Raw genomic sequence first — 19134 nt, 5'->3', positions numbered from 1 at the left:
GTCCGGGCGGCCCAGGAATCGGCTAACGTAGCCCGATCCCGACTTACGTCACGGTTTGACCGCTGCCATGCCGCCCAACCCGACCTCTACGACCCCGGTTCCGTTCTGGCACCGGCTGCGTTCGATCTCGCTGTACCCGATCCGCGGCGCGGCGTTCTACACCTTGTTGATGCTGACGGTGTTCATCGCCCTGCTCGGCGCGCTGCCGGGCGTGGGCTGGCTGTTCAAGCTGATCACCTGGCTGGCGGCGTACAAGTACGCCTTCGAAATCCTGCGCGCCACCGCCGACGGGCGCATGGACCCGCCGGAGAGCGTGCTCAAGGTCGACGGCGGCGTGGTCTGGCGCTTGATCGCGCTGCAGTTGATCTACATGGTGGTGGTGATCGTGGCGTTGTTGTTCGGCGGGCCGTTGGTGGGCCTGCTCACCATCGCCGCGATCGTGTTCCTGCAGCCGGGCTGCATCATGTCGCTGGCGATCGACGGCAGCTTGAGCAATGCGCTCAATCCGGCCACCTCGTTCGCGATCATCGGCCGGGTCGGCTGGCCGTATCTGGCGGTGTTCGGGTTGCTGTTCGTGATCCAGGCCAGCGTGGCCACCGCCGGCATCTGGATGGCCAAGTTCATCCCGGTGATCCTGGGCGGGCCGCTGTTGAATCTGGTCTCGTTCTGGGGCTTGTTCGCCGCGTTCCACTTGATGGGCTATCTGGTTTATCAGTACCACGAGGAACTCGGCTACGAGCCCGAGAGCCACCGCAACGCCCTGCCCACCCTGCACAACCGCGACGGCGACTTGCTCGAACGCGCGCAGGCGCTGGTGCGCGACGGCCACAACGACGCGGCCAAGGAGACCTTGCGCGCCGAGATCCGGGTGCGTTCGGTGACGCCGGAAGTGCACGAGTTGTATCACCGCCTGCTGCGCACCGACGGCAGCCCGGCCGAACGCAGCGAGCATTCGCGCCAGTACCTCAACCTGCTGATGATCGAGAAGCAGGAGACCCGCGCGCTGACGGTGTTGCGCGAGGCCATGGACGCCGATCCGGAGTTCGCGCCGATGCAGAGCGAGCACGCGGAGCGTCTGGCCGAACGCGCGCGCCTGGCCGGTCAGTCGCAGTTGGCGGTCGACGTGCTGCGCTCGCTGCTGCGTCAGTCGCCGCGCAATCCTTCGGCGCCGCGGTGGGCGCTGGATGCGGCGTTGCTGCTGGTGGATCGGTTCGGTCGCGACGATGAGGCGCGGGCGTTGTTGGAACAGGCGCTGGCGCGGTGCGAGGACGATGAGTTGCGGCAGAAGTTGCAGGCGGCGTTGAAGCCGTTGGCGCCGGTGAAGGCTTGATCCCTGGCGGGCGCCAAGCGGGGCTATCGCCGTAGTTGGATTTCCGCGGTCGCGGCTTGCGCCGCTCCTACAGGTAGGCCATGCGGGGTCGACCAGCAACGTTCCGCAGCCCCTGTAGGAGCTGCGCGAGCTGCGACCGCGAATTCGCAACGATTGCGCGGGTTTCGACACGGCTATATCGGCGCAGTCGCAGCTCGCGACCGCAGGCAATCCCCGTAGGACCTCGCTCCTACAGACGCTTAGCCCTGTGCGCTCAGCTCATGCTCCAACAAAAACCGCGCCTTCTCGGCCTGCGGCTGCAGCGGATAGCGTTCGATCAACCCACGCAACACCTTGGCCTGAGCCTGCGGCGCATGGCGGTCGCGATGCCCCAATGCAAGCTCGAACCACAGCTGCGCCTGGGTCTGCTCCGGCAAAGCGCGGCTGGCCTCGCTGCTGAGCAAGGCTTCGACTTCATCGAATGCCCCCAACTTGATCCACGCCCGCGCCAACGCCTGCCGCTGCGCCGCGTCGAACGCGCCGCCGGAGGTTTCCAGCGCTTTCAGGGCCTCGGCCTGCGCCCGCACGCCTTCCAGGTTGTCGGCGACGGCGGCGAGCAAGTCGCCGCCGCGCTGGGCCAGCAGATCGCGCCGTCCGCCGTTGCGCGCCACCCGGTAACGCGCCAGTTTGATTTCGAACCGTTGCGGCTGTTCGCGCTCCAGTTGCTCCAGCAAGCGGTCGGCCTCGGGCAATTGCATCTGCCCCAGGTGCCGCTGCGCTTGCTCCCAGCGCGTGTCCGGCGCCGCCGCTTCGGCAGCGTCGCCGACGAAGCTTTCGCGCACCCGCCCCAGCGCCACGAACGCCGCGCCGATCAACGCGCCGCTGATCAAGCCGCCGGCGTGGGCGTCGAAGCCGATGCCCATGTCCGAATTCGCCAACAGGTTGTACAGCTCCCAGCCCAGCCACACCGGCAGCAGCAAGATCGCCGGGGCGCGCACGTAATCGAAGACCACGCCGATCCAGTAGAAAAACCGCACCGGGCGCAGCCCCCAGACCAGGCAGAACGCGCCCATCAGCGCGGCGATGGCGCCGGACGCGCCGAGCCCGCCGCCGGCTTCGCCCCAGCGCCACAGCAACGAGGCCGCGCTGGAACCGTAGGCGCCGAGCACGTACAGCAGCGCGAACAGCAGCGGGCCGACCGCGCCTTCCACCAGCAGTCCCAGCGCGAGCAGGAACACCATGTTGCCGATCAGGTGCATCGGATCGCCGTGCAGGAACGCGGCCGAGAACATCCGCCACGGGTCGAACTCGGAACTGCGCATGATGTGGCGCAAGGTGAACACCTCGCCCTGCAGCTTGTCGTAATCCGCGCGCAGCGGCTTCCAGCGCTCCAGGGTTTGCGCGTCCTCGAACAGCGCGCCGCCGCGCAGGGCCTGGGCGAAGCCGACGTCGGTCAGCGTGCGCATGCCGACGTAGGCCATGCGTTCGTTCGCGTCGATGGCCTGATAGGCAGTCATCGCCTCGCGCTGGCCGGTTTCGCGCAGATGGCGCTCATACGCTGGGGCCTCGATTTTGCCCAGCCCCGATTCCAGGTAGTACTGGCGCAGCTTTTCCAATCCCTCGCGGTCCCCGCCTTGCAGGGCGAAGAACACGAACACGTTGATCACGGCCAGCAGTACGGTCACGAACGGAAAGTTGGCGCGGGTGAACGGCCGGTGCAGCGGCAGGATCAGCATGGGTTGGGGACAGGAAAAGAGAAGGAAGTGTTTCGGCGGTCACAACGTTGCCGGTCTGTTGCGGCCTTGGCAAGCCGAACGCGCGACATCGCGCTTGAACCCCGCCGCCCACTCTGCGATAACGGCCGCCCCACTTGTACCGATGGCCGTTGCGATGGGCCGATGGCGCCCCCCTGCCGAACACAGCACCGCCCTGATCACCCGGGAGGGCCACGCGCGGCTCAAGCATGAGCTCGATGAGCTGTGGCGGGTGCGCCGTCCGGAGGTGGTCAAGGCGCTGGCGGCGGCCGCGGCCGAGGGCGACCGTTCGGAAAACGCCGAGTACACCTACCGCAAGAAGCAACTGGCCGAGATCGATCGGCGGGTGCGCTATCTGAGCAAGCGGCTGCCGTTGCTGCGGGTGATCGAGACCACGCCCAGCGATCCGCAGTCGGTGTTTTTCGGCGCCTGGATCGAGGTGGAGAACGTGGTCAGCGGCGAGACGGCGCGGTATCGCATCGTCGGGCCGGATGAGACCGACGCCAAGCTGGGTTACATCAGCATCGACTCGCCGTTGGCGCGGGCGATGCTGAAGCGGCGGATCGACGATGAGTTCGACGCGCAGTTGCCGGGGGGGATGGCGCGGTTTGCGATCGTCGAGGTTTCTTATGTCGGGCCTGTTGCTGGTTGAGCGGGGCTGAAGTAGCCGCGTTGTTCTGGGTGACTAGAGCAAAGTCAAAATGGATTCCGGCTTCCGCCGGAATGACGGGGTGTGAGTGACGGGGTGTGGGTTCGGAACGCAGCCCGGCTACAACGTGTTGAGCAATTCGTCCGGGTTCGGCGTGGTTTCCATGTACAGCGGCTTGCTCGCGCGTTTGTCGCGCTTGGCCGGCGCGTAGACGATCGCCTCATCGCCCTTGCCCGAGACATTCGGCTCGCCGCGCTCGATCACCCGGTCGCCGGTCAACAGGTTCCAGCTCAGCTTGAGGGTGCCGTGGCTGTTGGTGCGGCTGTAGTTCTGCGCGTCCAGGCCGATCAGACGCATGCGCTGGGTTTTGGGCTCGTAGCGATAGCGGTAGGTGGTCTGGGTGGCGGTGGTGCCGCCGGTGAGGTCTTCGATCACCAGCACGCCCTTGCGCATCGAAATCGACGCGCCGCCGAGCGGATACGCATCCAGTTCCAGCGTGCCGACCGGCTGGTGGCCGAGGTCGACTTCGCTGCGATAGGCCAGCAACGCCATCAACACGCGTCGGTCGTCGCTGCGGCCGACGATGACCGTGTCGGTCTCGCCGTCGCCGTCGAAATCGCCGTCCTTGCGCTGTTCCAGGGTCAGGCCGCCGTCGAGCATCGCGGCGGCCGCCTCCGTGGTCAGCGGCGGGATCGCGGGTTTGGGTTCGGATTGCGCCCATGCCGGCGCGCTGAGCAGGCACAGCGCCGCACACAGCGGATGAGTCCAAACCTTATACGCGGATTTCATCGCCATCCCCTCCCCAAACGATGCCTGCGCACAGCTTGCGCGCGATCGGCCGCGATTGCGACTGACGCGAAATCCGCCGGTCTCAGGTCAGCGGCCGCCGCGCGCGCGACGAACGGCGATGCGGCGTAGCGTTCAGCGCTGTCCGGCGGGCCGGGGCGGCAACTGGCGCAGGTACAGATGCAGCGCGCGCAGGTCGGTTTCGTTGTAAGCGCTGCCGGCAAACGGTTCTGGCGCGGTGGTCGGGAGCAAAGTCAAAATGGGTTCCGGCTTTCGCCGGAATGACGGTAACTAACTCACTCACCGTCATTCCGGTCGCTAATCCACTCACCGTCATTCCGGCGAAAGCCGGAACCCATTTTGATCTTGCCCTCCCCACCAAAAGACGCCGCCGGCGCCCGACACCGCATCAAATCCGGACACCAGGCACAAACATGCGGCAACGCCGCCGGCGCAGCCCCACTCCGCTTCAACGCCGCCGGCGCAACCGACAAAACCGCCGCAATCGCGGCGGTTCTGCCCGACTCACGCGGATGGACAGTGCCCATACCGGCCCCGCTCAGCCGCGCTGCTGCCGACGCAGCCCGAAGAACTGCAGCTCGGCGAACACCGCCACCACCGCCGCCTGCGCCAGCACGAAGGCCATGCCCAGCGCGTTCGGCGCGATCGCGCCTTCCACCAGCACCAGCACCGAGGCCGCGATCCAGGCGAGGTTGACGCCGATGATCGTCCACACCAGCGGCGCGCTCAGGTGCTTGCGGCTCAAGCTCCACAGCAGGAACGCCAGCCACACGATCAATACGCAGCCGGCGCCGCGCAGCCAGCCGGCGTCGATACCCAGCCATGCGGACAACGGGCCGGCTGCGCCCAGTTGCAGGAAACCGGCGGCGCCGGAGACGACGGCGTCGGCGAGGACTACCTTGCGCAGCATTTGCGAAGCGGGGGCGTGGGTGGCGATGGCCATGGTCGTTGCTCCTGTGTGATCGTTCGTTTGGGTTCGACGCCATCACACACCCGCCCCCGCGGCCGGTCGATTACCCGGCAGGTAATGCCGCCGCACGCGGCGCTGGGCTATCTTCGCGGCATGAACGATCAACGCCCCGTGGGCGAGCTGTTGCGCGATTGGCGCCAGCGTCGCCGTCTGACCCAATTCGATCTGGCCGAAATGGCGCAGATCTCCACCCGCCACGTCAGCTTCATCGAAACCGGCCGCTCGCTGCCGAGCCGGGCGATGCTGCTGCGGCTGGCCGACCGCCTGGACGTGCCGCTGCGCGAGCGCAATCAGCTGATGACCGCCGCCGGGCTGGCGCCGATCTACGCCGAACGCGCGCTCGACCACCCGGCCCTGCGCGAGGCGCACGCGGCGATCGAGCTGGTGCTGTACGGCCACGAGCCGCATCCGGCGCTGGCGGTGGACCGGCACTGGAATCTGATCGAACACAACCGCGCGCTGACCCCGCTGCTGGCCGGCGTGCCCGAGTTCCTGCTCGCGCGTCCCTCCAACGTATTGCGCGTGGGCCTGCACCCCGAAGGTCTGGCGCCGCGGATCATCAACCTGGGCGAGTGGCGCGCGCACTTGCTGCATCGTCTGCGTCATCAGATCGCCGCCACCGGCGATCCGGTGTTGTCGGAGCTGTACCAGGAACTGGCCGCCTACCCCGCGCCGGACGACTTCGACGAAAACGACGTGCCCGCCTCCAGCCTGGTCGCGGTGCCGTTCCGGGTCCGCAGCGAACTCGGCGATCTGTCCTTCATCAGCACCACCACCGTGTTCGGCACACCGATGGACGTGACCTTGTCGGAGGTCGCGATCGAATCCTTCTTCCCAGCCGACGCCGCCACCGCGCAAGCGATGCGCACGCTGGCGACGATGCTGGACCCTGCGTCCCCGCCTGCGCACTGACCCCGGCCCGGCCGCGCCGACCGCCGGTCGGCGCCCGCGCTGAAGTTATACCAATCGGTTGACAATCGCCCGGCACGGGCGGATATTCAACCGCATGGTTGAACATGACTCCGAACGGCTCGACGCCGTATTCCAGGCCCTCGCCGATCCCACCCGGCGAGCGATGCTGCGCAGCCTGGCCGAACGCGAACGCAGCGTCGGCGAACTCGCCGAGCCGTTCCACATGACCTTGGCCGCCGCGTCCAAGCACATCAAAGCGCTGGAACGCGCCGGCCTGGTCCAGCGCACCGTGCTCGGCCGCACCCATCTGTGCCGGCTCGATGCGCATCCGCTGCACGGCGGTTTCGAGTGGTTGCGCCACTACGAACGCTTCTGGAACCGAAGCCTGGATCGGCTGGAGGCGTTGCTGCGCGCCGAAGACCGAGCCCAACGTCCAGCCGTGCCCGCTGCGTCCCCGCCGTCGCCCAAACCGCGGCGCAAACCCCGCGAGTGAGCGTCGGTCTCGACGCGACGCATCGCCCAACCCAGGCCTTTGTCATGCACGCCATCGAACATATCCAATACATCAAGGCGCCGATCGAACGCGTCTTCCAGGCGCTGACCACCCAAACCGGGATGAGCGAAGTCTGGACTTCGACCTGCACGGTCGAGCCCGGCCCGGACCGGATCAACCGCTACCTGTTCGGCGACGACATCCCCACCGATATGCAGACCGTGGTGTGGCAGCCCGACCAACGTCTGGCGTGGCGATGCGTGGCGTCCGACGAAACCGATTGGCTCGGCACCGAAATCCATTTCGACCTGCAGGCGCAGGACGGCCGGGTCGCGGTGAGCCTGGGCCATCGCGGCTGGCGCGAGCTCGGCGAGTGCTATCGCTTCTGCAACTACAACTGGGCGATGTTCCTCTACAGCCTTAAAAGCTACTGCGAGCACGGCGCCGGCCTGCCCTACCAGCGCCGCATGTTCTGACCCGCGCGCCGCAAACCAGCGAGATCGCCGATGACGCTTTCCTCCGATCAGCACTACGGCCGCCGCATCGCCGCCGACACCGTCCGCATCGAACGCCTGTTGCCCGGCCCGATCGAACGCGTCTGGGCGTATCTGACCGAAGCCGACAAACGCCGGCTGTGGCTGGCCAGTGGTGAGATGGCGCTGTACCTGGGCGGCGCGGTCGAGCTGATCTTCGATCACGCCCAACTCAGCGACAACGACGATCCGGTGCCGGAGAAACATCGCGCCTACAGCGGCGAAACCCGCAACCACGGCCGCATCACCGCGATCGATCCGCCCTACCTGCTCAGTTACACCTGGAGCGAACACCGCGAGCTGCCTTCGGAGGTGTGTTTCCAGCTCAGCAGCGAAGGCGCGCAGGTGCGTTTGGTGGTGACCCATCGCCGTCTGGTCGGCCGCGACGAATTCATCAGCGTCGCCAGCGGCTGGCACACCCACCTGGACATTCTGATCGCGCGTCTGTCGGGACAGGCGCCGGACGGATTCTGGCGCGCGCATACCCGCCTGGAAGCGGAATACGAGGCGCGGCTGCCGTTGGACTGAGCCCCGCGAGCGACCGGCGCGGGCAACGGCTAAGCTGTGCGCCGAATCGCCGATCAATCGAGGTGTTTGTGTCGCTTATCCGTAATGCGTTCTCGCCTTCCCGCCCCAGGCAGGTATTGCTGGCGCTGACCCTGGCCTGCGCCGCCGTGACCCTGAGCGCCTGCAACCGCCCAGCCGCGCCGGAACAGGCCGCCGCGCCCAAGGTCTACAGCGGCCGCATCGCCGAGTTCCAGGTCATCGACCAACAGGTCGGCACCGGCGCGGTCGCGCAGGCGGGGCAAGAGGTGATCGTCCAGTACAACGGCTGGCTGTACGACGAAAAAGCCGCGGACAAGCGCGGCAGCAAGTTCGACAGTTCCTACGATCGCGGCAAGCCTTTCAGCTTCCTGCTCGGCGCCGGCCGGGTGATCCGCGGCTGGGACGACGGCGTCGCCGGCATGCGCGTGGGCGGCAAACGCACGCTGATGATTCCCTCCGACCTGGGCTACGGCGCCTCCGGCGCGGGCGGCGGCGCGATTCCGCCGGATACCTCGCTGGTGTTCGAAGTGGAATTGCTCGGGGTCGAGCAGCGCTGAGCGCTGCGTCCGGCGCGACGGCATCGTCGTCGCGCCGGTGGCTTTAAACCTACGCTCAGACCGAACGCTTCAACGCCCCCGCCGCCAGTTCGAACGAACGCAGCCGCGCGGTGTGCTCGAAGATGTTCGCCGTCACCATCAATTCGTCCGGCCGATGCCGGGCCACGAACGCCTTGATGCCTTCGGCCACCTCGTTCGGATCGCCGACCACCGCGCAGGCCAGGGCCTGAGCCACGCCGGCCTTTTCCAGCGGCGTCCAGAAACTTTCGATGTCCTCGATCGGCGGCGGAATCAGGCCGGGCCGGCCGCGGCGCAGATTGACGAAGGCCTGCTGCTGGGTGGTGAACAAACGCCGCGCCTGCGCGCTGTCGTCGGCGGCGACCACGTTCAAGGCCAGCATCGCGTAAGGCGCGGACAGGCGCGCGGACGGCTGGAAATCGCGCCGGTACAGATTCAGCGCTTCGTCCATCGCGTCGGGGGCGAAATGCGAGGCGAACGCGAACGGCAGGCCCATCGCCGCCGACAGGCGCGCGCTGAACAAGCTCGATCCGAGCAGCCACACCGGCACGTCCAGGCCCGCGCCGGGCACCGCGCGCACCGCTTGCCCGGGTTGCACGGGTTCGAAGTAATGCAGCAGTTCGCTGACGTCCTGGGGAAAACTGTCGGCGCCGTCGTAGTAGCGGCGCAAGGCGCGCGCGGTGGCCTGGTCGGTGCCGGGCGCGCGGCCCAGGCCCAGGTCGATGCGGCCGGGATAGAGCGAGGCCAGGGTGCCGAATTGTTCGGCCACCTGCAGCGGCGCGTGGTTGGGCAGCATGATGCCGCCGGCGCCGACGCGGATGGTCGAGGTGCCGCCGGCGATATGGCCGATCAACACCGCGGTCGCGGCGCTGGCGATGCCGGGCATGTTGTGGTGTTCGGCCAGCCAGTAGCGGGTGTAGCCCAGCGCTTCGGCGTGGCGGGCCAGCTCGAGGCTGTTGGCGAATGCTTGGCGGGTGTCGCTGCCTTCGGTGACGGGGGCTAGGTCGAGGACGGAGAACGGCAGCATGCTTGGGCGGCTCGGGGGGAGATCTCTCCGAGTTGGGGGCTATGCGTGGCGAATCCAGCGCGGGATTCGCGCCTGGTTGGATCGAGTGTGTTGCCTGATGGGCTGCGATGGGAGATCGCGTGCGGCTGGGCTGCCCTCACCCCAACCCTTCTCCCGCTTCGCGGGAGAAGGTGCCCCGAAGGGGCGGATGAGGGCACGCGCCCCTCAAAACAAATCGAAGCTCAAACCTTCGCGCTCGTTATCCCAAACCGTACAAACCACCCACCACCGCCCATGCTCATGGCACAGCTGAATGCTGTTGGCCCCGCGCTTGAGCAACACCGGCGAGTCCGCCGTCGGCCGCGCGTCGTACTTGCTCCACACATGCGCGATCTGCCCGAACCGCTCGACCCGCTGATCGGTCTCGACCTCATAAAAATCGTTCTCGGCGAAAAACGCCGACACATCGGCGATGTACTGCTCGGTGTCGAACACCGCCGCGCGGGTGGAGCCGTCGGCCTGGACCACCGTGCGCAAGCTGATATTGCGCGGGTGGCACAGATAGCGGAAACGCGCCCAGTCGCGCGGCGCGCCGGCCGGGCCGGAAATGCAGGCGTAGATGGCCCGCACCAGCCGGCCGATGTCTTGGGTGTCGTCGATCCACTGCTGGGGTACGGCCTGATCGGTAGGACTCATGAGGCGACACGCTCCTGTAGGTAAGGTCGGAACCGCAAACCCGCCGCCGCGCGGCCTAGCCCGGCATCGGCCAATCGGCCAGCGGCGCGATCAGCCAGTACAAGCCGCCGATCACCACCAGCCACATCGCCGACTTCAACAACAACCCGACCAGCTTGAAGGCCAGGTACAAACCGACGAAAACGGCGATCAGCGCAACGATGTCCATGCAAGCTCCAGCGGCAAAACGGCCCCGAGCTTAGACCGCCGCGCCGGCGCCGACCAAGTGCCGTCCGGCCGGCCCTCCTGCCCGCCCGCGCCCCGCGATCGGCCCCATCGATAAAAAAATCTCGACAAGCCGACGAACGGCAGGAACAATTTCCTAACATTTGGGTCTACCGCATCGATCGATACGCGAGCGCGCCGAAAACGCCACGCGCTCAGTCGAAAAGCAGACACCAAACGCACTCCAAGGGAACCCGGCCGAGCATCGGATCGCTCGGCCCGGCACTGGCCACCGCACCACGGATCGGAACTTCCGCAATGCAAACCTCTTCGCCGCCGCCGCAACCGGCCCCCGACACGGAGGCCGGCGACGCCGCCGGCCGCGCCAACGCCTGGACGCGCGCCAAGCGCGCCGTGCTCGGCGATCTGTCCTGGTCGCCGCCACCGTGGATCGCCGCACCGCTCGCGCGGGTCCGGCAAAAACCCAAGTTGTATCTGGGCAGCCTGCTCGGCCTGATCGCGGTCGTCTGGCTCGGCTATTGGCTCGCCACCCGGCCCAAGCCGGTGATCCCCGGCGCGCTGTCGGTCGAAGTGGACACTCCGGAGCTCACCGACTACAGCCGCAAGCCGGCCAAGGTCGACACCCTGCGGCTGACCTTCTCCGACTCGGCCGCGCCGCTCAAGCAGATCGGCGCCGCGCCGGTCGGGGTCAGCCTGAGCCCGGAACTCAAAGGCGCCTGGCATTGGGAAGACGACAAGACCTTGGTGTTCACCCCGTCGGGCGACTGGCCGGTCAAGACCCAGTACACGGTCGAACTCGATCCCAAGCAGACCGTCGCGCCCAAGGTGCTGCTGCAGGAGCATCAGTTCGAATTCGCCACCGCGCCGTTCAAGGCCGACATCGCCAGCAGCGAGTTCTACCAGGACCCACAGGATCCGGCGCTGAAGAAGGGCGTGTTCGAGCTCAAGTTCTCGCACCCGGTCGATGAGGCGCAGTTGCAGCGCCGGGTCGCGCTGTCGCTGGCCGACGGCGCCGGCACCGCGCTGGCCGCGCCCAAGTACACCCTCACCTACGACGACACCCGGCTCAAGGCTTGGGTGCATTCCGAACCGCTGACCCTGCCCGAGAACGGCGGCACGCTCAAACTCGAGCTCGCCCCCGGCGTGGTCAGCGCGCTCGGCGGCGAAGGCAGCGCCGACAAACTCAGCGCCAGCGTGCGTCTGCCCTCGCTGTACAGCGTCAGCGTCGACAGCGTCGACACCACCCTGGTCGAGAACGAGCGCTTCGAACCCGAGCAAGTGCTGGTGCTGAGCTTCAACAACGCCATGCGCGACACCGAAGTGGCCGGCGCGGTGCGCGCCTGGCTGCTGCCGAGCAAGGATCCGCGGCGTCCGGCCAAGGAACAGAGCGGCAACCGCAACTGGTCGCGCGACGATGTCGACGAAACCGTGCTCAAGGCCGCCACCGCGCTGCCGCTGAGCCCGGTGCCGACCGAGCGCGAGTACATCGAAACCCACAGCTTCAAGTTCCAGGCGCCGCCGGGACGGCAACTCTATCTGCGCGTCAACAAAGGCCTGAAAGCCTTCGGCGGTTTCATCCTCGGCGGCAACTACTCGACCGTGCAGACCGTGCCCGAGTATCCCAAGCTGCTGCGCTTCGTCGGCGAAGGCGCGCTGCTGTCGCTGCGCGGCGAACGCCGGGTCAGCGTGGTCTCGCGCAACGTGCCGGCCGCGCGCCTGGAAATCGCCCGGGTCCTGCCCGAGCAGATCCAGCATCTGGTGTTCAACAACAGCGGCGATTACGCCAAGCCCAGCTTCTACAACCTCGCCGCCGACAGCCTGGTCGAACGCGAAGAAAAACGCCTGACCCTGCCCGCCGACAACCCGGCCAAGGCGCATTACGAGGGCGTGGACCTGGGCCAGTACCTCAAGCCCAACCGCCGCGGCGTGTTCCTGCTGAGCCTGCGCACTTTGAGCGAGGACGACAACAAGCGCCCGGCCGAGGAAACCCTGGCCGACGACGCCGGCAGCGAGGAAGACAGCCGTCTGGTGGTGCTCACCGACCTGGGCATCGTGGTCAAGCAAGCCATGGACGGACGCCGCGACGTGTTCGTGCAATCGCTGTCCAACGGCGCGCCGGTGGCCGGCGCGCGGGTGCGCGCGGTCGCGCGCAACGGCGAAACCCTGGTCGAGGCCGACACCGACGCCAGCGGCCGCGCCCAGATTCCTTCGCTGAAGGGCTTCAAGCGCGAAAAAGAACCGGCGATGCTGACCGTCAGCCAGGGCGAGGACTATTCGTTCCTGCCGATCGACGATTACCGGCGCAAGCTGGATTACTCGCGCTTCGACATCGGCGGCGAACCCAACGACCTGGAAGCCGGCGCGCTCAACGCGTTCCTGTTCTCCGACCGCGGCCTGTACCGCCCGGGCGACACCGTCAACATCGGCATGATCGTGCGCGCCGCCGACTGGAAGCGCCCGCTGACCGGCCTGCCGCTGGAATGGGAGTTCACCGATCCGCGCGGCAACGTGGCCAAGCGGCAGAAGCTCAAGCTCAGCGAACAAGGCTTCGAAAGCGCCAGCTTCGCGCCGAGCGAAAGCGCGCCCAGCGGTACCTGGCAGGTGCAGTTGTTCCTGCTCGGCCGCGACGACCAGCGCACCAGCATCGGCTCGACCTCGGTGCAGGTGCGCGAGTTCGCGCCCGACACCATGAAGGTCTCGGCCAAGCTGTCGGCGGACAATCCCAAGGGCTGGATCAAGCCCGAGCAACTGGCCGCGACGGTCACCGCCGAGAATCTGTTCGGCACGCCCGCGCAGCAGCGCCGGGTCGAGGGCACCTTGGTGCTGCGTCCCTACTTCCCCAGCTTCGCCCAACACCCGGGCTATCAGTTCTTCGACCCGCAACGGGCTAAGGAAGGTTACGACGAAGCGCTCAGCGATCAGACCACCAACGCCGAGGGCAAGGCCGAGTTCAAGCTCGATCTGACCAAGTACGAGCGCGCCACGTATCAGCTGAGTTTCCTGGCGCGCGCGTTCGAACCCGGCAGCGGGCGCAACGTCGCCGCGCAGACCAGCGCGCTGGTGTCGAACAACGATTTCCTGGTCGGGATCAAGCCGCAGGACGATCTGAACTACATCAAGCGCGGGGCCAAGCGCGCGTTGCAGCTGCTGGCCATCGGCCAGGACGGCCAGCCCAAGGCGGTCGCCGGTCTGCGCGCGGTGGTGGTGGAAAAACGCTACGTCTCGGTGCTGACCAAGCAGGATTCGGGGCTGTACCGCTACGTCTCGCACGAACGTCGCTACGACAAGCGCGACCAAGCGCTGGCCCTGGCCGGCGGGCGTCAGAACGTGTCGTTGCCGACCGATCAGCCCGGCGACTTCGTCCTGGAAGTGCGCAACGCCGACGGCAAGGTGCTTAACCAGATCGGCTATCAGATCGCCGGTGCGGCCAATCTGTCGCGCTCGCTGGAACGCAACGCCGAGCTGAGCCTGAATCTGTCCAAGCCCAGTTACAAGCCGGGCGAGACCATCGAGATCAGCATCCGCGCGCCGTACGCCGGCAGCGGCCTGATTACGCTGGAGCGCGACAAGGTCTATGCGCACGCCTGGTTCCGCGCCGACAGCAGCGCCAGCGTGCAGAAGATCGTGGTGCCGGCCGATTTCGAGGGCAACGGCTACATCAACGTGCAGTTCCTGCGCGATCCGAACTCCGATGAGATCTACATGAGCCCGCTGTCGTTCGGCGTGGCGCCGTTCGCGGTGGATCGCAGCGCGCGCACCCAGCCGTTGAAGTTGACTCTGCCCAAGGTGACCAAGCCCGGCACGCCGATGACCGCGGACCTGACCACCGACGGCAAGGCGCGGGTGGCGTTGTTCGCGGTCGATGAAGGCATCCTGCAGGTCGCGCGCTATCGCGTCGGCGATCCGCTGGATCATTTCTTCCGCAAGAAGATGCTGCAAGTGGACACCGCCCAGATCCTGGATCTGTTGCTGCCCGAGTTCAGCCGCATCGCCGCATCCGCCGCGCCCGGCGGCGACGGCGAAGGCGGCATGGCCAAGCACCTCAATCCGTTCAAGCGCAAGTCGGAGAAACCGGCGGTGTGGTGGTCGGGCATCGTCGATGTCGACGGCGCGCATCAGTTCAAGTTCACCCTGCCCGACCACTTCAACGGCCGCGTGCGCGTGGTCGCGGTGGCGGTGACGCCCGAGCGCATCGGCGTGATCCAGGACGATGCGATCGTGCGCGGCGATTTCGTGCTGACCCCGACCGTGCCGACCCACGTCGCGCCCGGCGATGAGTTCGACCTGCCGGTCGGCGTGGCCAACACCATCGAAGGCGCGAACAAGCCTTCGCAGGTGACGGTGAGCCTGCAATTGCCGGCCTCGCTGAGCCTGGTCGGCGCCGCGCCGGCGCCGGTCAGCATCGCCCCACGCAGCGAAACCACGGTGCGGTTCCGGGTTCGCGCCGGTAATGCCCTGGGTGCGTTGCCGGTCGGTATCCAGGCCGCATCGGGCAACTATTCGGCCAAGCGCCGGATCGAGTTGTCGCTGCGTCCGGCGCTGGTCGCGCGTCAGGACCTGATCGCCGGCCGCGCCGACAAGCGCAGCATCATCCAGCCGCTGCGTTCGATGTACGACCAGCGCGCCACCCGCCAGTTGTCGGCGTCGGTGTCGCCGCTGGTGGCGGTGGACGGGCTGGCCGCGTACCTGGGCGACTACCCGCACCAGTGCAGCGAACAGTTGCTCAGCGGCGCGTTCCCGGCGCTGGTGCTGGCCGCGCATCCGGAACTGGGCAAGATCGTCGCGCCGGCCTCGGGCAATCCGAAGCAAGACATAGTCGACGTGCTGCGTTCGCGCCAGAACAGCGAAGGCGGCATCGGTCTGTGGACCGCCACGCCCGACGCCGACGACTTCGTCACCGGTTATGCCGCGCTGTATTTGATCGAAGCGCGCGATCGCGGCCAGGCCATTCCCGCCGATCTGCTTACCTCGCTCAACGGCTACCTGGAACAGATGGCCGCCGACCGCTCCGGCAACGATCTGCCGTCGCTGCGCAGCCGCGCGCTGGCGGTGTATCTGCTGGTGCGCCAGGGCCGCACCGCCAGCAATCTGCTCAGCGCGGTGCACGAGCAGATCAAGCGCGATCAGCCCAAGACCTGGGAGAACGACGTCGCCGGCTTGCTGATCGCTTCGAGCTATCAGCTGCTGCAGCAGGACAAGGCGGCGCGGCCGTTGGTCAACAAGGCCTTGATCCGCGCCAACTCGGCAGCCGCGACCGTGGCCACGGCGTACTCGAACTACTACGACAACGGCATCGATCAGGCCTGGACGGTGTACCTGCTCAACCGCCACTTCCCCGCGCTGACCCGCGACGGGCTGAAGATGACCGCGCTGGAACGCCTGCTCGATCCGTTGCGCCACAACAGCTACAACACCCTATCTTCGGCCTTGACCGTGTTGGCGATGGACGCCTACGCCGGCGCGCAGCCGCAGCAGCCGTTGCCGGTGCTGGAAGCGGCCGGCAAGGACGGCAAGTCGCGGCAGATCGGTCAGGCCCAGGGCCTCATCGCCCGCGGCGCGTTCGCCGGCGGCGACCTGCGCCTGTGGGTCGCGCCGGGCGGCCCGGCGCCGGCCTGGTACCTGGTCAATCAGAGCGGCTTCGACCGCGCTCTGCCCAAGGCGGTGCAGGACAAGGGCCTGGAAGTGGTGCGCGATTACCTCGACGACGCCGGCAAGCCGGTGACCGCGATCAAGCAAGGTCAGGAGGTCACCGTGCGCCTGCGCGTGCGTGCGCTCGGCGCGGCGTATCGCGATTCGATCGCGGTGGTGGATCTGCTGCCGGGCGGTTTCGAACCGGTGATGCAGTACACCGCAGCCGATGCCAGCGCCGCCAACGAGGAAAGCGAGGGCTGCGAAGAAGACTGCGGCGACGGCGAGGAGTCCGAAGAAGGCCAGCCCTCGCGCGACGGCGCCGATCCGAACGCGGCGCCGCAGCAGACCCTGGCCCTGCCCGGCTCGACCTTCGCGCCGATGCATGTGGAACAGCGCGAGGACCGGATCGTGCTGTACGGCGGCGTCGGTGGCGAGGCCAGCGAGTTCCGCTACAAGGTCCGCGCCAACAACAGCGGCAAGTTCGTGGTGCCGCCGGTGTACGCCGAATCGATGTACGAACGCTCGGTGTATGCGCAGGGCGGCCCGGCCGGGCAGTTGCAGGTGAATGCGCCCACGCCATGAACCTTCGGCTGTTCGGTTCGACCCGGCAGCGGCGGCGATGGATCGCCGCGCTGCTGGCGCTGATCGTCATCATGGCGATCCTCGGCGCGGTGCGTTTGTATCCGCGCCCATCGCTGTCGGAAGCGATCCCGCTTTCGACCGTGGTGCGCGACCGCGAGGGCCGGCTGTTGCGGCTGACCCTCGCCAGCGACCAGCGTTATCGTCTGTGGGTGCCGCTGGAGCAGATCTCGCCGCAGTTGGTCGAAGCGGTGATGCTGCAGGAGGACGCCTGGTTCTATTGGCATCCGGGCTTCAACCCGATCAGCCTGGTGCGCGGTGCGTGGTCGACCTACGGCAGCGGCGAGGCCCGGGTCGGCGGTTCCACCCTGACCATGCAGCTGGCGCGCCTGCGCTGGCGCCTGCAGACCCGCGATGTGCGCGGCAAGCTGGTGCAGATCGCGCGCGCGGTGCAATTGGAGCTGTTCTATTCCAAGGACGAAATTCTTGAGGCGTATCTGAATTTCGCCCCGTACGGCGGCAACATCGAAGGCGTCGGCGCGGCCAGTCTGATCTATTACCGCAAGCCAACCGATCGCCTGACCCTTCCAGAATCGCTGGCTTTGGCGGTGTTGCCGCAAGCGCCCTCGCGCCGCGGCAAACTCGCCGCGCGCGACGACGACGCCTACTACATCGGCCGCGGCCTGGAAGCCGCGCGCGCGCGGCTGTACGCGCGCTGGCGCGAGCTGCACCCCGAAGACGCGGCCGAAGACGCGCTGCTGAGCCTGCCGCTGCGTTTGCACAGCGCGCGCGAACTGCCGTTCCGCGCGCCGCATCTGGTCGATCGGGTGTTGGCCGAACGCGCCTGGCATCCGCAGGCCGGTCCGGAACTGAAGACCACCCTGGACGCGCGCCTGCAACGGCTGCTGGAAGAACGCGTGCGCAACCATCTGCGCCGCGAACGCAGTCGCGGCCTGCGCAACGCCAGCGCGATCCTGATCGACACCCGCGACATGGGCGTGCGCGCGCTGGTCGGCTCGGCCGATTATTTCGACGCCGGCATCCAGGGCCAGGTCAACGGCGCCGACGCCAAGCGCTCGCCCGGTTCCACCCTCAAACCCTTCATCTACGCGCTCGCCCTCGACCAGGGCGTGCTGCATCCACAGACCGTGCTGCGCGATGTGCCCAGCGCGTTCGGCCCGTACACGCCGGAGAATTTCGACGGCCGCTTCATGGGCCCGGTGACCGCGACCGAAGCGCTGGTGCGCAGCCGCAACATTCCCGCGGTATATGTCGCCGCGCAGCTCAAGCAACCGGGTTTCTACGACTTCCTGCGCCAGGCCGGGGTCAGCCGTCTGGCCAGCAAGGACCATTACGGTCTGGCCCTGGTGCTCGGCGGCGGCGAAGTCACCATGGAAGAACTCGCGCGCATGTACGCCATGCTCGGCAACGACGGCCGCCTGCGCGCGCTGCGCTGGCGCGAGAGCGATCCGCAAGAGGACGGCGCGCGCCTGATCAGCGCCGAGGCCGCGTTCATCACCCGCGACATGCTGCGCCACAATCCGCGTCCCGACGCGGGTTCGCAATCGGCCTCGCGGCCGCTGCCGGTGGCGTGGAAGACCGGCACCTCGTGGGCGTTCCGCGACGCCTGGAGCGCGGGCATCGTCGGCCCCTACGTGCTGGTGGTGTGGCTGGGCAATTTCGACGGCTCCAGCAATCCGGCCCTGGTCGGCGTGGAAGCGGCGGCGCCGTTGTTCTTCGACATCGTCGACGGCCTCAACGCCGCGCGGGTGGACCTGGCCGATCCGGTGCGGCAATGGCCGATCAACATCAAGCGGGTGGAAGTCTGCCGCGCCAGCGGCGACCTGCCCAATGCCTGGTGTCCGCAGCGCGGCATGACCTGGTTCATTCCGGGCAAATCGCCGATCCGGATCAGCACCGTGCACCGCGCGGTGGCGCTGGACAAAGCCAGCGGCCGCCCGGCTTGCGGGCGTTTCGATCCCAGCCGCATGCGCACCGAAGTATTCGAGTTCTGGCCGTCGGATCTGGCCCAGGTGTTCGCCCAGGCCGGCATCCCGCGCCGACGCCCGCCGAGCGGCCACGATTGCGGCGGCGCGCAGGATTGGCTGGGTTCGGCGCCCAGCATCACCTCGCCCTACCGCGCCACCCGTTACACCATGCGCTTGTCGCATCCCGATCAGGTCAGCCTGAACCTGGCGGCCACTGTCGATGCCGACGTGTCCAAGCTGTATTGGTTCGTCGGCAATACCTTCATCGGCAGCGCCGACCCGGGCAAGGCGCTGGCGTGGACGCCCGACCGCACCGGTCAGTTCCGGCTGTCGGTGGTCGACGATCGCGGGCGCAGCGATGAGCGCGAGATCGAAGTGGCGGTGGTGCAGTAGACGGGGCCGCGATGCTCACCGTCGGTATGCGGGCCTAGGTTCAGGACAAACATCGCGACAAGGCTTAG

16 protein-coding genes are annotated in these 19134 nt (G+C 67.5%); 9 read left to right on the top strand and 7 right to left on the bottom strand.

From position 1 onward, the window contains the following. Nucleotides 1–67 precede the first annotated feature (67 nt). Nucleotides 68–1330 carry a hypothetical protein gene (locus V7787_RS48015; protein ID WP_336094749.1) on the top strand — a complete coding sequence of 421 codons (1263 nt, stop codon included), beginning with the start codon at nt 68–70 and terminating at the stop codon, nt 1328–1330. 239 nt (nt 1331–1569) lie between these two features. Here V7787_RS48015 and V7787_RS48010 read toward each other — a convergent pair whose 3' ends face one another. After that, nucleotides 1570–3045, bottom strand: coding sequence for a rhomboid family intramembrane serine protease (locus V7787_RS48010; protein ID WP_336094748.1), 1476 nt, complete (start codon nt 3043–3045; stop codon nt 1570–1572). Nucleotides 3046–3199: 154 nt separating this feature from the next. Between V7787_RS48010 and greB the strand changes: the two genes are divergently transcribed. Then, on the top strand, nt 3200–3715 hold the full coding sequence (gene greB / locus V7787_RS48005) for a transcription elongation factor GreB (protein ID WP_336094747.1): 516 nt from the start codon (nt 3200–3202) through the stop codon (nt 3713–3715). A 117-nt stretch (nt 3716–3832) separates the two neighbouring features. On the opposite strand, the gene V7787_RS48000 is transcribed toward greB, so the two are convergent. The 3 genes from V7787_RS48000 to V7787_RS47990 form a co-directional block, all read right to left on the bottom strand. After that, a complete protein-coding gene (locus V7787_RS48000; RefSeq protein WP_336094746.1) occupies nt 3833–4501 on the bottom strand; it encodes a hypothetical protein in 669 nt (222 codons plus the stop codon). Nucleotides 4502–4633: 132 nt separating this feature from the next. Continuing rightward, a complete protein-coding gene (locus V7787_RS47995) occupies nt 4634–4756 on the bottom strand; it encodes a hypothetical protein (RefSeq protein WP_336094745.1) in 123 nt (40 codons plus the stop codon). Between the two features lie 301 nt (nt 4757–5057). Continuing rightward, nucleotides 5058–5462: a hypothetical protein gene (locus tag V7787_RS47990; protein ID WP_336094744.1), complete on the bottom strand. Its 405-nt coding sequence runs from the start codon at nt 5460–5462 to the stop codon at nt 5058–5060. 120 nt (nt 5463–5582) lie between these two features. Here V7787_RS47990 and V7787_RS47985 point away from each other — a divergent pair, with 120 nt between their 5' ends. The 5 genes from V7787_RS47985 to V7787_RS47965 all read left to right on the top strand — a co-directional run bounded on the left by V7787_RS47985 (nt 5583) and on the right by V7787_RS47965 (nt 8530). Then, the gene (locus tag V7787_RS47985) at nt 5583–6401 is read left to right on the top strand and encodes a helix-turn-helix domain-containing protein (protein WP_336094743.1); all 819 of its coding nucleotides are present in this window, start codon (nt 5583–5585) and stop codon (nt 6399–6401) included. 94 nt (nt 6402–6495) lie between these two features. Then, on the top strand, nt 6496–6894 hold the full coding sequence (locus V7787_RS47980; RefSeq protein ID WP_336094742.1) for an ArsR/SmtB family transcription factor: 399 nt from the start codon (nt 6496–6498) through the stop codon (nt 6892–6894). A 44-nt stretch (nt 6895–6938) separates the two neighbouring features. Then, nucleotides 6939–7370: an SRPBCC family protein gene (locus tag V7787_RS47975; protein WP_336094741.1), complete on the top strand. Its 432-nt coding sequence runs from the start codon at nt 6939–6941 to the stop codon at nt 7368–7370. 30 nt (nt 7371–7400) lie between these two features. After that, complete coding sequence (locus V7787_RS47970; protein ID WP_336094740.1) at nt 7401–7955, top strand: SRPBCC family protein; 555 nt, start codon at nt 7401–7403, stop codon at nt 7953–7955. 218 nt (nt 7956–8173) lie between these two features. Then, nucleotides 8174–8530: an FKBP-type peptidyl-prolyl cis-trans isomerase gene (locus V7787_RS47965; RefSeq protein ID WP_336094750.1), complete on the top strand. Its 357-nt coding sequence runs from the start codon at nt 8174–8176 to the stop codon at nt 8528–8530. A gap of 55 nt (nt 8531–8585) precedes the next feature. On the opposite strand, the gene V7787_RS47960 is transcribed toward V7787_RS47965, so the two are convergent. The 3 genes from V7787_RS47960 to V7787_RS47950 form a co-directional block, all read right to left on the bottom strand. Then, complete coding sequence (locus V7787_RS47960) at nt 8586–9575, bottom strand: LLM class flavin-dependent oxidoreductase (RefSeq protein ID WP_336094739.1); 990 nt, start codon at nt 9573–9575, stop codon at nt 8586–8588. 204 nt (nt 9576–9779) lie between these two features. Next, nucleotides 9780–10250, bottom strand: coding sequence for a hypothetical protein (locus tag V7787_RS47955; RefSeq protein ID WP_336094738.1), 471 nt, complete (start codon nt 10248–10250; stop codon nt 9780–9782). Between the two features lie 55 nt (nt 10251–10305). Then, on the bottom strand, nt 10306–10458 hold the full coding sequence (locus V7787_RS47950; RefSeq protein WP_336094737.1) for a hypothetical protein: 153 nt from the start codon (nt 10456–10458) through the stop codon (nt 10306–10308). A gap of 314 nt (nt 10459–10772) precedes the next feature. On the opposite strand from V7787_RS47950, the gene V7787_RS47945 reads away from it, so the two are divergent. Together V7787_RS47945 and pbpC are read left to right on the top strand one after the other, a co-directional pair. Further along, the gene (locus V7787_RS47945; RefSeq protein WP_336094736.1) at nt 10773–16688 is read left to right on the top strand and encodes an alpha-2-macroglobulin; all 5916 of its coding nucleotides are present in this window, start codon (nt 10773–10775) and stop codon (nt 16686–16688) included. After that, nucleotides 16685–19066 (top strand): penicillin-binding protein 1C, encoded by a 2382-nt coding sequence (gene pbpC / locus V7787_RS47940; protein WP_336094735.1) that lies wholly within the window; start codon nt 16685–16687, stop codon nt 19064–19066. The genes V7787_RS47945 and pbpC overlap by 4 nt, the downstream gene beginning before the upstream one ends. The last annotated feature ends 68 nt before the right edge of the window (nt 19067–19134 follow it).

Source organism: Pseudomonas sp. CGJS7 (assembly GCF_036961695.1).
The sequence above is the reverse complement of the archived record's forward strand: the minus strand, read 5'-3'. Positions and strand labels throughout refer to the sequence as shown.

Coding starts and splice junctions, on each gene's coding strand:
- V7787_RS47970 (WP_336094740.1), top strand. CDS start 7,401: ATGACGCTTTCCTCCGATCAGCACTACGGCCGCCGCATCGCCGCCGAC.
- V7787_RS48010 (WP_336094748.1), bottom strand. CDS start 3,045: ATGCTGATCCTGCCGCTGCACCGGCCGTTCACCCGCGCCAACTTTCCG.
- V7787_RS47985 (WP_336094743.1), top strand. CDS start 5,583: ATGAACGATCAACGCCCCGTGGGCGAGCTGTTGCGCGATTGGCGCCAG.
- V7787_RS47945 (WP_336094736.1), top strand. CDS start 10,773: ATGCAAACCTCTTCGCCGCCGCCGCAACCGGCCCCCGACACGGAGGCC.
- pbpC (WP_336094735.1), top strand. CDS start 16,685: ATGAACCTTCGGCTGTTCGGTTCGACCCGGCAGCGGCGGCGATGGATC.
- V7787_RS47990 (WP_336094744.1), bottom strand. CDS start 5,462: ATGGCCATCGCCACCCACGCCCCCGCTTCGCAAATGCTGCGCAAGGTA.
- V7787_RS48000 (WP_336094746.1), bottom strand. CDS start 4,501: ATGAAATCCGCGTATAAGGTTTGGACTCATCCGCTGTGTGCGGCGCTG.
- V7787_RS47950 (WP_336094737.1), bottom strand. CDS start 10,458: ATGGACATCGTTGCGCTGATCGCCGTTTTCGTCGGTTTGTACCTGGCC.
- V7787_RS47960 (WP_336094739.1), bottom strand. CDS start 9,575: ATGCTGCCGTTCTCCGTCCTCGACCTAGCCCCCGTCACCGAAGGCAGC.
- V7787_RS47955 (WP_336094738.1), bottom strand. CDS start 10,250: ATGAGTCCTACCGATCAGGCCGTACCCCAGCAGTGGATCGACGACACC.
- greB (WP_336094747.1), top strand. CDS start 3,200: ATGGGCCGATGGCGCCCCCCTGCCGAACACAGCACCGCCCTGATCACC.
- V7787_RS47975 (WP_336094741.1), top strand. CDS start 6,939: ATGCACGCCATCGAACATATCCAATACATCAAGGCGCCGATCGAACGC.
- V7787_RS48015 (WP_336094749.1), top strand. CDS start 68: ATGCCGCCCAACCCGACCTCTACGACCCCGGTTCCGTTCTGGCACCGG.
- V7787_RS47980 (WP_336094742.1), top strand. CDS start 6,496: ATGGTTGAACATGACTCCGAACGGCTCGACGCCGTATTCCAGGCCCTC.